The organism is Proteus sp. HMSC14B05, assembly GCF_001808035.1.
GTDB lineage: Bacteria > Pseudomonadota > Gammaproteobacteria > Enterobacterales > Enterobacteriaceae > Proteus > Proteus mirabilis.
This window is the reverse complement of record NZ_KV791991.1, coordinates 34,017-47,512: the sequence shown is the minus strand read 5'-3', so window position 1 is coordinate 47,512 and position 13,496 is coordinate 34,017. Positions and strand designations below refer to the sequence as shown.

Sequence of the window (13,496 nt, the reverse complement as noted above, 5' to 3'; positions counted from 1 at the left end):
GATCCACGTCCTTTAGGGCGTGGAGGATGTCAAATGAGCGGCTTCTAGGCCAACCACGGCGCTATCATAACGTAGATTATAACCGCATATAGCACACTGATAATTGTAAGCACGTAAGATATTTTTTCTAAGAGTGGGATCTCGGTTTTGGCGAATTTCTTGTAGGGGAAAATCAAGACGGTTAGCAATAACTTCTTGTACATTATCAGGGAAGTGTTCACTTAAAATCTGTTGTGCTAGCTTATTGATTAAACTTGGCTTTTTTATAAGAAGCTGATAGCTTTCTTGGTCAAATCCACCTAACACATTTTGCTGAATTAATTTATTTTTCGATGGTTGCTTATTATCTTTTGATAGATCGCTCTCTTTTGGTAGTTGCAACTTCCAAAAACCATCGCGAACTAATCGCCAGAAAGGCAGATTTGGATAATGCTCACGGCGAGATGGGCCAAAATTAATCAATAATTCTAATAACTGTTGATGAATTTCATTACCATAATTAAATAGTCGTGGATGGCCTTTGCGGTTTGCAGTACTCGGAAAGCGCTAATAAGAGTAACAGTGGTTTATGGGGCGCTCTGTTATCACCTTTACGCCAGATCGTGATATTAGATATTTTCTGTTGTAGGATTTTTTGAGTATACATGGGTATTTTAGATAATAAGTGAATGGCTGAATGATAGCGAATGCGAAAGTTTATTAATATAGTCGTATAAAATCTTATTTTATAGAAGAAGTACAGAAATATGTTTAATTATTCATATCTGTTATAATAACATTGTTTTTTAATTTCTTTGCAACATCTTGATACTTAACGTAACAATAGTGATTTTAATGTCTCAAACATCTTCCTCACTCTATTAAATACAATATAAAAATAAAATGGTAAAACTTCCTCTAATCGCTCATTTTTTTTGATTTTACCATTAAAAATGGTTTTATCTTTATTTTAAAGATTCTAATAGGTAAATCTGTTTTATTATAGAATAACAACCATTCTTACATTTTGTACTATTTTTAGTCGTATTTAAAAAAAAGCAAATAATAGACTCAAAATATCTATAAGTAAAAATAGCTAATTATTCTATTCTTTGAAATGCTTATAAGAAAGCATTTTTATGCTATGGTAATATTATAAGTAATATCATATTTGATATATTTTTATAAATATAGTTATTGGTGGAGATTATTTTTATCTTTAAATTTAAAATATATTTTTATTTATACATACAAGTATTAATTTTTTAACATTACATTAACTGTAAATTAGGCTTTTGTTTAGATAATAATCTTTATTAAGGTAAATTATTAAAATTTAATACTTAAAAAACGCATTTATAGGTATATCTATCTAAGTATTGTTACTACCGATCAATGCTTGTTTTTTGATAGCCGTTGGCTATCGTAATCTTTTTATTGATCGTTTTTATCAATTTGTACTAGAATCATCATTAGGGTTACCTGTCATTGAGGGGCGTATATGATGATCAATACAGTGGTAGGGAAAAGAATACAAAATAGAAGAAAAGAATTAAATATATCAAGTTCGAGAATTGCATTACAGTTAGGGATGACAGAGCAATATTATCTAAAATTAGAAAATGGTTATACTAAGATAACCGTTGATGAATTAATATGTATTGCGATTATTTTGAAAGTGTCACCACAAAGTTTATTACTAAAATCAACTGTTAGTCAGCAAAATAGGGATAGCCAATTAAATAATTATTATCACTAATAATATTATCACAATAGTGCTTTGTTAAAAAATACTCATATAGTAGTAGTTTATTGAGTAATATAGTAATGATAAGAAATTACTTTTAGGCATCTTTGATATTAAAATATAAGTATATATCTTTATTGAACGTCATAAATCAATAATTGATGATGCATATTTGATCGTTTTAAGATGTTTTCTATTACCACTCTATAGTGTTAATGCTTTGTTTTTATAGTATAAAATCAGGTCTAATGTTAAATGAAATAGTAATTAAAAGTCGTGATAGATGGCTAATCGTCACTAAAGTGAATTAATAATAACCCTCTATCTTATACTGATGGCATTTAACATCGCTGATGCGTTTTTATTTTCGCTATCTACTAAGGTGTATAACCGATTTTATTATTTAGGATCACAGTGATGGTTTAATTATTAGATTTATTAGTCAGTTAAGCCACGATTTAATAACGTGGCTTTAGTTTTATATGAGTTATTTCGTTATTGGTAAAAACTCACGTCCATAAAAACAATGAGTTGTATTACCACGGATCACTCGGTGATGAGCTAGGTGTCTCTGGTTATTAAATGAAGCTTGCTGTTGGGATAGATAATGAGTTAGATGCCAAGCAATAAGCTGTTTCGCTAATTTTTTATTAGCATGTTGGCTTCGCTGAGACTGGATCTTGACGCTAATGCCTGTTGCAATATGCGTCGCTCTGACAGCTGAACTCGTTTTATTAACATGTTGTCCTCCGGGGCCATTGGCACGCATGGTTTCAAATAAAATTTCGGTGTCTTGGATTTCTTGTGGTGGGTCAAAATAAGCGATACCGATAAACCAATTTTTGCGTTTATGTTTAGGTCTTAAAGTACTTGTACATTGCCATTGCACAGTGCCTGACCATTGTTGTGCGATAGCTTTAGCCTCTGCACCTTTAAGCGATACTAATACTGACTTTAAACCATAACGAGATGGCTCTTGCTCAAGAATTATCACATCAACTTGCCGCTGCTCTGTGACGGTTAGAAAATAATTCAATGTTTTTTCTACCGCTATACAGCATTCTTCGGGGCCTTGTGCTGAAGAAAATTGTAATAACATTATGCTATCTCCCCACTGGTTTTATAAGTAATAACCGGTTTTAAGCGGGCGATAACCTCAATTAAACCAAGACTCCTCATACTTTCTATAACAGTTTCAATTGATTTATACGATTGAGGCGCTTCCTCATAAATTAATTGTTTATTAGCACAAATAATACGGCTACCTAGTGCTGTGCGTGAGAGCTGTAATGGCGTAAATCGATGTGATAAACGGCCTTTACACTCAGTTCGCATCCACTTTCTACCCGCACCATGTGGTAGAGAATGGAGGCTTAATTCAGAGATAATAGGTTTAACGAGATAACTGTGATCACCACGTGAACCAGGAATAACCACAATATCGTGATGGGCGGGCGTCGCCCCTTTGCGATGTAACCATCCCTGTTGATTATATAATTCGCAAGGCTCTACCAGATTATGGTTAACATCAGTAATAACCGTTCCTTGTGTATGAATTTGTTCCATCATTCTATGGCCAATCAAGTGGCGATTGAGCTTAGCATAATTAAGAGCATGGTCATGGGCTTGTAAGTAGTCATTGGCAGCGTCTGTATTCGCGACCAATCCTTGATGGCCAAATTGCTCTGTGTGAGCACGTAAAATAGATTGCCCTAAACCACGTGAACCGCTATGCACCAATAGCAATAATTGTTTTTTATTAATACCACTGTTTGTAAACAATGCTTGATTAATAACTTGGTCAATTTGTTGGAATTCAGCAAAGTGATTTCCACCACCAATAGAGCCTAATGAGTGAGCAAATGGATGATTTTGCATATCTGCAGGTAAATTATCTATCAACCATTCGATGGGCGCGATATCACTCATTTCGCTCAATTTTTTTTCTATTTTATCTAAATTGAGTTTGCTATGGTTAAATTCTGTTTGAAACAGTGTCATACCACAGCCAATGTCATTACCGACTAAAGCAGGGTAAAAACGGTTAACAGAAAAAAAAGCCGCTCCAATGGGATAACCACGACCGGGATGTAAGTCTGGCATGCCAGTGACATAAGCCATTTCAGGAAGTTGAGCGGTTGTTACTAGTTGTTGGATTGCTTTACTTTCAATCCAAGTTTTATCTGAGGCGATATAACAAACGCGATCAGATAAATAATGAACACACTTGTCCATATTCCAATCCATATATTGTAAAGGATAAAAAATAACGTGATTGGCGGACAGTAAAAAGAAAGGATTACTTTTGAGATTGTCCGCAAAGAGTATTCATATTTGTTGTTGTCATGGGATACCTCCTTGCAGTTCTGTGAAATGGAAAATAATAAATCAGGCGAATAGTAATCACTTTTTTTCACTTTAGCAATTAAAAAAGTAGCGTGATTTTTCTTTCTGTTTACCAAAAAAAGTAAATTAGGGAACAGTGAGATTTTTCTTTTGGGTTAATAAATAATTTTAACTGAGCTTTTTCGGCAATAGGCTTCGTAATCATCTGTTAATTTTCTATCGGTGATCACGACATCAAATTGCGCTAAATCGCCCATATTGCCTGTGGCGGTTTCATCGAAGGCATGGTATTTGGTGAGTAAGATCTTGCGAATCGATTTATCCATCGCTTTTCTTTTCATATGAAGATCATCGATGTTGTAGCAAGAAACACCAAAATCGAGGTGGACACCCTCTGCGGAAATAAAGGCTTTTTTCGGGTTTATGTTATCAAGGTAACAAGGCTGGAGGGGATTATAAAATGAGTCGCTTTTAGGGCGATATTCGCCACCACACAGTAGTACGGTCGCATTTTTCTTTCGGCTTAATGCCAGAAAAACGCGGTGCGAATAACAAATACCAGTAAAGTGTAAACTCTCAGGAATAAGCTCAATTAATGTCGGAATAAGTTGGCCATTATCAAAAAATAGTACATCACCTTCAGACACCATGCCCGCAGCAAGATTAGGAATATGTAATTCTTGGGTTTGATCCGGGGTGATAATATCACTAGTCGATGTGATTAGGTTACTATGAGGTTGTGCCAATGCGACAATATAGCCACCAAGCAGTGACATCGGATAGGGGTTTTCAACATCTGAACTGAGATCACGACGAATGGTCATTTCAGATACTTCAAGGATCCTCGCGGCATCTTTGAGATGGATGCGGCCTGAGCGTTTTATGCATTCGCTAAGGCGACGCAAACGTTCATGCTGTTTGGTCTCTATCACCTAAGGATCCTTCTATTATCGAATAGCGTATCCCATATAACGATACGCTAGGCTATTAGTAATTTGATTCTGGTGCATCTGAATCTGTTACAATCGCAACACTGGCACTTGCACCAATACGTGTTGCCCCCGCTTTGATCATCTTTAAGGCAGTTTGGCGATCACGTACACCACCTGACGCTTTTACGCCCATTTTGTCACCGACAGTTTGACGCATTAAAGCGACATGGTGTTCTGTGGCACCCATTGTACTGTATCCAGTTGATGTTTTAACAAAATCAACACCGACTTCGCAACACATTTCACAAACTAAACGTACTTCGTCGTCAGTTAATAGGCATGTTTCTAGAATAACTTTTAGTGTTGTATTTCCGCAAGCGGCTTTTACCGCGGCAATATCTTGTTTTACAAAATCAAAACGACCACTTTTTAACATGCCAATGTTGATAACCATATCGACTTCTTGAGCACCTTGGCGAATAGCTTCTGCCGCTTCAAATGCTTTGGTTGCTGTTAGGCCTGCACCAAATGGGAAGTCGATAACACAACATACTTTTACATCACTTCCGGTTAGGCAAGTTCTTGCTAAAGGGATATAAGAAGTGTTAATACACACAGAGAAGAAACCGTGTTCAACAGCTTCAGCACATAATTGTTTGATTTGTGCTTCAGTTGTATCTGCAGCAAGTAGAGTATGATCGATATAATTAGCTAATGGACGCATAATCGTTTCCTTAAGAGAAGATTGTTATTTATCACTCATGTTAGTTTGGCAACATAATAGTGAGCTTTTAACGGGATAACAATCACAAATGATATTTAAATAACACGATATTGTTATATATCTATCTGAATGTAACTATTCTAACATTTTAACTTTTTCATTAGGGTGAGAGGGGCACTATGGATATCGCAGTGATTGGTTCAAATATGGTGGATTTGATCACCTATATAGATAGGATGCCAAAAGAGGGAGAAACCCTTGAGGCGCCAGCATTTAAGATTGGTTGCGGCGGGAAAGGGGCAAATCAAGCGGTTGCCGCTGCAAAATTAAATTCTAAGGTGATGATGTTAACCAAAGTGGGAGATGATATTTTCGCAGATAACACCATCATGAATTTAGAGTCTTATGGTATTAATACTCGTTATGTTGAAAAAGTGCCCGGAACCACCAGCGGTGTTGCACCTATTTTTGTTACCTCTCAATCATCCAATAGTATTTTGATCGTAAAAGGCGCGAATCAGCATCTATCTGCTGAAGATATCGATAGAGCCGCGGTGAGTTTAAAAAAATGTCGTATGATTGTGCTGCAATTAGAAATCCCGCTTGAAACGGTCTATCACGCGATTGAGTTCGGTAATAAACATCATATCCCTGTATTGTTTAACCCTGCACCAGCATCGAAAGCTTTAGATCTCACTATCGCCGCACAATGTGATTTTTTTGTCCCCAATGAGACAGAGCTGGAAATTTTAACGGGTATGCCAATTAATACGTTGGATGAAATTCGAGAAGCAGCCTACTTTTTACTCGAAAAAGGGTTTAAAAATATCATTGTTACATTAGGTGAAAAAGGGGCGTTATGGGTGAATGGGGAAATTGAGAAATATATCCCCGCCATTGAAGTTAATGCCGTTGATACCAGCGGTGCTGGAGATGCTTTTATTGGCTGTTTTTCTCATTACTATGTGCATACCGGCAATATTGAAGAAGCGTTAAATAAAGCGGTTATGTTTTCGGGTTTAAGTGTCACAGGAAAAGGCACTCAATCTTCTTATCCTAGTATTGAAGAATTTAGCGAATTTTTAAGCTCAGCAAAATAGCCATCAATGAGCCATACCTCTCACAGCTCTCCTGTTTAAAATCAGGAGAGCTTTATTATCAATTAGTTATCTTTTTTACATCGCGTTAAGTTTGTTTTTAGTTGAATGTTTTTACGGTATTGTGATTTTGTTCACAAAATAGTCATCAATAAGATTGAATTAAAATTTCATTAGATGTAATTTTAATTGAAATAATATTTCATTAAGGTTATTACAATGAAAGATGATGCATTGAGTTTATGTCTTCAAAATGAAAGTAACCAAGAGACCACACAATTTTCTGAGCTAAGTACCTTAGCGTTAGTTTCGTTAATTAATAGTGCCGATATCACCGTGGCCTATGCCGTAAAGAAAGAATTACCCGCAATCGCGAAAGCCGTAGACAAAATTTGTGAACGTCTACGTCAAGGGGGACGCATTTTTTATGTCGGCGCAGGAACAAGTGGTCGATTAGCGGTATTAGATAGTGCGGAATGCCCGCCTACTTTTGGCGTTTCTCCCTCACTGGTACAAGCCATTATTGCTGGTGGGCATGATGCTATGCTCCAAGCCGTTGAGAATATTGAAGATAATCAACAAGCTGCTATCGAAGAGTTGCAACGCCGTGAGGTAAATTCTAACGATGTCGTTATTGGTATCGCTGCCAGTGGTCGCACGCCATTTACAGTGGCTGCATTACAGTATGCAAAGCAGATCAATGCATTAACGCTCTCAATTACTACCCGCGGTAAAGGTATGATGAGTGAAATAGCCGATTTATCCATCGCGCCAGATGTCGGCGCCGAAGTGTTAACAGGCTCGACAAGAATGAAAAGTGGCACGGCTCAAAAAATGATCTTAGGTATGCTAAGTACCAGTGTAATGACTCGTTTAGGTAAGGTGCATAAAAACCTGATGGTCGATGTCGTGGCCAGTAATGAAAAATTACAGCGACGTGCTGAAGGTATTGTGAGTGAAGTGTGTGGGATCACAACACAAAAAGCAGCGGAGTTATTAAAAATGGTTAATTATCATCCGCGAAAAGCCATTTTAATGTATGAGCTTCATCTGAGTGTAGAGAAGGTTGAGCAAATGACACAACGCTATCCTTACCACTCTTTACAACAACAGTTAGCCCTATTTAATGAATAACAATATCAGTCAATCCTCTGAACTCTAGCAGGCACAATTATGGCTAATAAAATAGAACATCTCGACACCTTAGCATCAGAAATAGAAAAACAGGCTGGTGGGTTTAGCAATATCGCAACCTTAACACATTGCATGACCCGTATTCGTTTGATCTTAAAAGATAGTTCGCTATTTAATACCGAAGCATTAAAACAAGTCGAAGGTGTCAAAGGCGTGGTATTTAATGGCGAGCAACATCAAGTCATAGTAGGAATGGGAACGGCCGCCAAAGTTTATTCAATCATGAATAAACGTATGCAAAAAAACACAGATAATAGCGAAGAAACCCCTGCGTCAACACCAGTGAAAAAAGGGTTTTCCATTCGTCGTATGCTAAATACGTTGGCGGCTATTTTTGTTCCTACTATCCCAGCATTAATTGGCTGTGGTTTAATTATGGGGCTAATTAATATTATCCGTTTAGTGGCTCCCGGCTTAGTTGATCAGTTTCCTGAACTCTTTAAGCTATTTAAACTGATCGGAAGCACCGTATTTGCTTATCTCTCTATTATGATAGGTATAAATACGGCTAAAGAGTTAGGGGCTTCAACCTCCATAGGTGCTGTTATGGCGGGATTATTAGCCATGCCGGGACTGGCTGATATCACATTATTTGGTGAGAAATTACAGCCTAATAGTGGTGGGATCTTCGCGGTCTTAATGGTGGTGGTATTCTCTTCAAAATTAGAACTATGGTTTCGCAGTATTGTAAAAGAGAGTCTTGATCTTATTTTAACCCCCTTTGTTACTATTTTAGTTTCTGCGTTAGTGGCAATTATGGTATTCCAACCTATTGGTCATTATCTGAATCAACTATTAGCGCAAGGCGTCTCCTTATCACTATTAAATCATGGTGGCGGTGCGGTTGTGACAGGCGCAGCGTTAGGGGGCAGTTTCTTATTCTTATTACTAACCGGCCTACACCAAGGTTTAATACCGATCCACACTGAAATTTTAAATACCTTTGGGTTAAATTACCTATTCCCTATTTTAGCAATGGGTGGAATGGGGCAAGTAGGCTCTTGTTTCTGGGTTTATTTACGTACTAAAAACCAACGCTTAAAGAAAACATTAATGGGTGCATTGCCTGTCGGAATTTTCGGCGTGGGTGAGCCTTTATTATTTGGTGTCTCTTTACCTTTAGGTAAGCCCTTTATTGCTGGTTGTATTGGCGGGGCTGCGGGTGGTGCATTAATGGCTTATTTTCAGGTTGGGATCATTATTCCATTTGGTACTGCTGGGTTATCATTAATTCCACTGGTGGGGGATGGGCAGATCATCAAATTCCTTATCGCAGTATTGGGGGCTTGGGTTGTCGGTTTTATTGCCAGTATATTAATCGGATTTACCGATCCAGAAAAATAAGTCAGAAGAAGAAAAGAAAAAGGATAATAGAATGTCAACACTGACTAAGAAACTTGAAAATTTGCGCTTACAAGGCAAAGGGACAGAGCAACGTCTCGCCCACTATTTATTAGAAAATAGCGATAATATTGCCAGTATGAATGCCGCAGAATTGGCACAAAAAGCCGGTGTCAGTAGTGCTTCTGTTATCCGTTTTTCCCGCCAAATGGGGTATGGCGGTTATCCTGAATTTAAAATTGATTATCTCTCAGAGGAAAAACAACAAAAAAGCAGTAGTGATATTCTTTATGCCAATTTAGCCAAAACAGACTCGACTGAGCAGATTATTGCTAAAACAGGACATCTATTTACTACTGCCATTCAGGATTCGATAGCGTTACTGGATGCAGCGACGATAGATCTACTCGCTGAGAAAATGATCAGCGCTAAACGGATCGTTTTATTTGGTGTGGGCGCATCTGCGATCGTTGCGAGCGATATCTTCCATAAACTGATCCGAGTGAATAAAAACACCTTATTTAGTGCAGATCTCCATGCGCAACTTGCTTATTCAGCGAATTTATCCGTGGATGATCTGGCGATTGCTGTTACTGCAAGAGGTAATACTGCGGATATTAATCGTATGCTGAAAGCGGCAAATCAAGAAGGCTGTATCACAGTGGCTTTAACACGTTTTGGGCAAGATGAAGCTACGCGCTTAGCGAATTACACATTACCTTATTTTTATGATGAGCAACATTCACAATTGGGGGTGATCACACCGCAAGTATTGCAAATGGTCGCTTTTGATGTGCTGTTTTTTAAATATATGACACTGGCAAAAGGCTCAGCGGAAAAAGCGCTATTAAAAGGGCGACAAGCTGTAATGCAAGGAAATCAATAATGTTATTTATCACCATATTAGCTGTTGGTGCGGCGATTGGCTTAATTATTAGCACAACGGGGGTAGGTGGTGGTGTTATTGTTTTACCTATATTAACGTATTTCTTTGGTATGAATGCATTAATGGCGGTGGCAACCGCAAATTTACTTTCAATGTTGATGAAAGTGACATCCTCATATATGCATTTCCGTTTGGGGAATATTCCCTTTAAACGAGCCATGATAGTCCTTGCCATTATGTTGCCAAGTACTTTTTTAGCGAGTTTACTCGTCAATTATTTAGGTTCATTAGCGCAATATCAGCAGCAAGTTGAGTGGGGGATTAATGCGTTGGTGGTTGCTGCCATTATTTTTTCTCTCTTTTTATTTATTCAAAGAATGTTTTTCTCTTCACCTGTGATAGCTAAACAGATAACCCCATTAGCACCTCTTAATATTAAGGCACTGTTATTGCCGGCGGTTGCAGCAGGTGTTGTTTTAGGTGCCACAGGGGTAGGCGGTGGTGTGGTGGTGTTACCTTTATTATTGCGTTACGCCAATCTATCGATAAAACAAGCGATAGGTACTTCGATTTTTACAACCACCCTATTATCAGGCTCTTCTGCATTGGCTTATATGCAAGATGGTCATACCGATATTCATTTAGCATTGTTGCTGTTTCTTGGCTCTTTGATCTCTATTCCTCTATCAAAATGGCTATTAATTAAAATGCCGGATAGGGTATTTCAGTATGCAACGTTGTTTTTAATTTTATGCAGCGCTTTCATGATGTTGGCGAGATTGTTTTAACTGATAGCCATACTATGGCATTGCGTCGATTCTTTATTCTTGGTTGGTGTTTTTTTCTGGTTTTTTATGCTGTTACAACACGGAGTTACTACTTGGATTAACAAGTGATCTAGCTCTCGTTTTGAGCGGTGATAAAAAATAAACTGAAAAAAAAGGTTGTTAATTTATAGAAGTTATGTTTTTTTAGATACAGATAACAGACAAACACATCATTACATTAATTGATAGGTAACCCATGATCATCACTACTCTACTACAAACTCTACGACTAACAGCGCACATCGCGGCTGTGGTTGTTGTGCGTGTGGTGGTGGTCGTCGGCAAAGCGCCGTAACGGGTCCGAATCAACACAGTTTCGCAACCCCGCCGGCGTATTAACCGGGCGGGGTTTTTCATATCTACCGCCCATAAAGTCCGGCTTAGTAAAAAGGACACAGAACAATGGGTGCTCAACAAGATAATGCCACAGGAAAAACCTTCACTGGTGCGCAATTAATTGTTTATTTACTGGAACGGCAAGGTATCACTACGGTTGCGGGGATCCCCGGCGGAGCCGCTCTTCCTTTGTATGATGCATTAAGCCAAAGTCAGTCTATTCGCCATATTTTGACACGTCATGAACAAGGGGCGGGTTTTATTGCCCAAGGTATGGCTAGAGCAAATGGTCAGCCTGCGGTGTGTATTGCCTCAAGTGGACCGGGGGCGACAAACTTAGTTACAGCCATTGCTGATGCAAAATTAGACTCAATTCCTTTGGTTTGCATTACGGGGCAAGTCTCTTCTGCCATGATTGGGACTGATGCGTTTCAAGAAGTTGATACCTATGGGATGTCTATTCCTATTACCAAACACAACTATTTAGTCCGCGATATCGCACAGTTGCCGGAAATTATCTGTGATGCGTTTCGTTTGGCAATGTCAGGTCGCCCTGGACCTGTATGGGTTGATGTACCTAAAGATATTCAACAAGCGACTATCACCTTAGATCAATTGCCACCGATACCACAAAAAGATGCAGCTCCAGCCTTTAATACCGATTTGGTGATCCAAGCCGCGCAAATGATTAACCAAGCGAAAAATCCTGTGCTTTATTTAGGGGGCGGTATTATTAGCTCTGAAGCGTGTAAAGAAGCGATTGAGTTGGCGGAGAAAAATAGCCTACCCACCACGATGACGTTAATGGGATTAGGTTTAATGCCACCAACACACCCGCTATATTTAGGGATGTTAGGTATGCATGCGGCACGGAGTACTAACTTTATTTTAGAAGAAGCCGATCTGCTGATCGTATTGGGGGCGCGATTTGATGATAGGGCAATTGGTAAAGCAGAAAAGTTTTGCCCCAATGCGAAGATCATTCATGTTGATATTGATAGGGCAGAGATAAGTAAGATCAAACGTCCTGATATTGCCATTCATGCAGATGCTAAAGCGGTGCTGTCGCTGTTATTACCTTTAATTAATATCAATCAGCGCAACGAATGGATAGATAGAGTCAATACCTTAAAACAAGAATATCCCTTAGAAATGAAAAACTCACACAATATTCTTAGCGGTTACGGCATCGTACTTGCCGCGGCAAATTGTGTTGATGATGAAGCGATTATTACCACCGATGTAGGGCAGCACCAGATGTGGGTTGCTCAAGCTTATCCACTGAATCGACCGCGCCAATGGTTAACATCAGGAGGCTTGGGGACGATGGGATTTGGGTTGCCGGCAGCGATAGGGGCCGCATTGGCAGAGCCAAATAAAAAGATCCTCTGTTTTTCAGGGGATGGTAGCATCATGATGAATATTCAGGAGCTAGCAACAGCCGCTGAGCATCAGTTAGATGTAAAGATTATTTTGATAAATAATCAAGCATTAGGGTTAGTACACCAACAACAAACACTCTTTTTTGATGAGCGTATTTATGCCGCAGCCTACCCTTATCAAACGGATTTTATTCGTATTGCTCAAGGATTTGGGTTGGATACTTGTGATTTAAATCAAGAAGCAGATCCTCAGGCGGCGCTACAAGCGGCAATTGCTAAACCTGGGCCTTGTTTAATTCATGCCATGATTGATATTAACGAAAAAGTATTTCCAATGGTTCCGCCGGGGGCGGCAAATATCGAGATGATAGGAGCTTAATTTATGTCACTACAATCACAACCTATCGCACTAGAACTTATTGTTCGTAACCATCCCGGTGTGATGACCCATATTTGTGGGCTATTTGCGCGTCGTGCATTTAACGTCGATGGTATTTTATGTTTACCAATGAAAAACAGCGATAAAAGTCGTATTTGGTTATTAGTACAAAAAGATGAGCGTTTAATGCAGATGGTGAGTCAAGTGGAAAAACTTGAGGACGTAAAAGAAGTGCGTTTTAGTGATGATCTGCGCGTTTTTGAACAGATGGAAAGTTATTTAAATTAATTGCACTGTTTGTTCTGGCTCTTTTTAGGTACGAGAGA

13 protein-coding genes and 1 pseudogene are annotated in these 13,496 nt (G+C 38.6%); 9 read left to right on the top strand and 5 right to left on the bottom strand.

What is annotated here, in order from left to right; translation table 11 throughout:
- Window positions 1-30 precede the first annotated feature (30 nt).
- A pseudogene (locus HMPREF3129_RS10790) lies at window positions 31-646 on the bottom strand (phosphorothioated DNA-binding restriction endonuclease); the annotation flags it as partial.
- Between the two features lie 834 nt (window positions 647-1,480).
- On the opposite strand from HMPREF3129_RS10790, the gene HMPREF3129_RS10785 reads away from it, so the two are divergent.
- Window positions 1,481-1,738, top strand: a complete 258-nt coding sequence (locus tag HMPREF3129_RS10785; RefSeq protein WP_036919663.1) for a helix-turn-helix domain-containing protein — start codon at window positions 1,481-1,483, stop codon at window positions 1,736-1,738.
- Window positions 1,739-2,213: 475 nt separating this feature from the next.
- Here the strand turns inward: HMPREF3129_RS10785 and prfH are convergent, their stop codons facing one another.
- The 4 genes from prfH to deoC all read right to left on the bottom strand — a co-directional run bounded on the left by prfH (window position 2,214) and on the right by deoC (window position 5,728).
- Window positions 2,214-2,825, bottom strand: a complete 612-nt coding sequence (gene prfH, locus HMPREF3129_RS10780; protein ID WP_036919665.1) for a peptide chain release factor H — start codon at window positions 2,823-2,825, stop codon at window positions 2,214-2,216.
- A complete protein-coding gene (locus HMPREF3129_RS10775; protein ID WP_026090512.1) occupies window positions 2,825-3,961 on the bottom strand; it encodes an RNA ligase RtcB family protein in 1,137 nt (378 codons plus the stop codon). Before HMPREF3129_RS10775 ends, prfH begins: the two co-directional genes overlap by 1 nt.
- A 266-nt stretch (window positions 3,962-4,227) precedes the next feature.
- Entirely contained in the window at window positions 4,228-5,004 is a 777-nt protein-coding gene (locus HMPREF3129_RS10770; RefSeq protein WP_004246149.1) for a DeoR family transcriptional regulator, read from the bottom strand.
- 55 nt (window positions 5,005-5,059) lie between these two features.
- Window positions 5,060-5,728 (bottom strand): deoxyribose-phosphate aldolase, encoded by a 669-nt coding sequence (gene deoC / locus HMPREF3129_RS10765; protein WP_004246148.1) that lies wholly within the window; start codon window positions 5,726-5,728, stop codon window positions 5,060-5,062.
- 179 nt (window positions 5,729-5,907) lie between these two features.
- Between deoC and rbsK the strand changes: the two genes are divergently transcribed.
- From rbsK to ilvN, 8 genes are all read left to right on the top strand, one after another.
- Entirely contained in the window at window positions 5,908-6,828 is a 921-nt protein-coding gene (rbsK, locus tag HMPREF3129_RS10760) for a ribokinase (protein WP_004249546.1), read from the top strand.
- Window positions 6,829-7,044: 216 nt separating this feature from the next.
- Window positions 7,045-7,959, top strand: coding sequence for an N-acetylmuramic acid 6-phosphate etherase (gene murQ / locus HMPREF3129_RS10755; RefSeq protein WP_004249544.1), 915 nt, complete (start codon window positions 7,045-7,047; stop codon window positions 7,957-7,959).
- Between the two features lie 39 nt (window positions 7,960-7,998).
- Complete coding sequence (locus HMPREF3129_RS10750; protein ID WP_004246145.1) at window positions 7,999-9,363, top strand: PTS transporter subunit EIIC; 1,365 nt, start codon at window positions 7,999-8,001, stop codon at window positions 9,361-9,363.
- Between the two features lie 31 nt (window positions 9,364-9,394).
- On the top strand, window positions 9,395-10,246 hold the full coding sequence (locus HMPREF3129_RS10745) for a MurR/RpiR family transcriptional regulator (RefSeq protein WP_036894102.1): 852 nt from the start codon (window positions 9,395-9,397) through the stop codon (window positions 10,244-10,246).
- The gene (locus HMPREF3129_RS10740; protein WP_036919668.1) at window positions 10,246-11,034 is read left to right on the top strand and encodes a sulfite exporter TauE/SafE family protein; all 789 of its coding nucleotides are present in this window, start codon (window positions 10,246-10,248) and stop codon (window positions 11,032-11,034) included. Before HMPREF3129_RS10745 ends, HMPREF3129_RS10740 begins: the two co-directional genes overlap by 1 nt.
- Before the next feature lie 235 nt (window positions 11,035-11,269).
- The gene (ivbL, locus tag HMPREF3129_RS18350; protein WP_004249539.1) at window positions 11,270-11,368 is read left to right on the top strand and encodes an ilvB operon leader peptide IvbL; all 99 of its coding nucleotides are present in this window, start codon (window positions 11,270-11,272) and stop codon (window positions 11,366-11,368) included.
- Between the two features lie 107 nt (window positions 11,369-11,475).
- Complete coding sequence (gene ilvB / locus HMPREF3129_RS10735) at window positions 11,476-13,170, top strand: acetolactate synthase large subunit (protein ID WP_004249538.1); 1,695 nt, start codon at window positions 11,476-11,478, stop codon at window positions 13,168-13,170.
- 3 nt (window positions 13,171-13,173) lie between these two features.
- Complete coding sequence (ilvN, locus tag HMPREF3129_RS10730) at window positions 13,174-13,458, top strand: acetolactate synthase small subunit (RefSeq protein WP_004246140.1); 285 nt, start codon at window positions 13,174-13,176, stop codon at window positions 13,456-13,458.
- The last annotated feature ends 38 nt before the right edge of the window (window positions 13,459-13,496 follow it).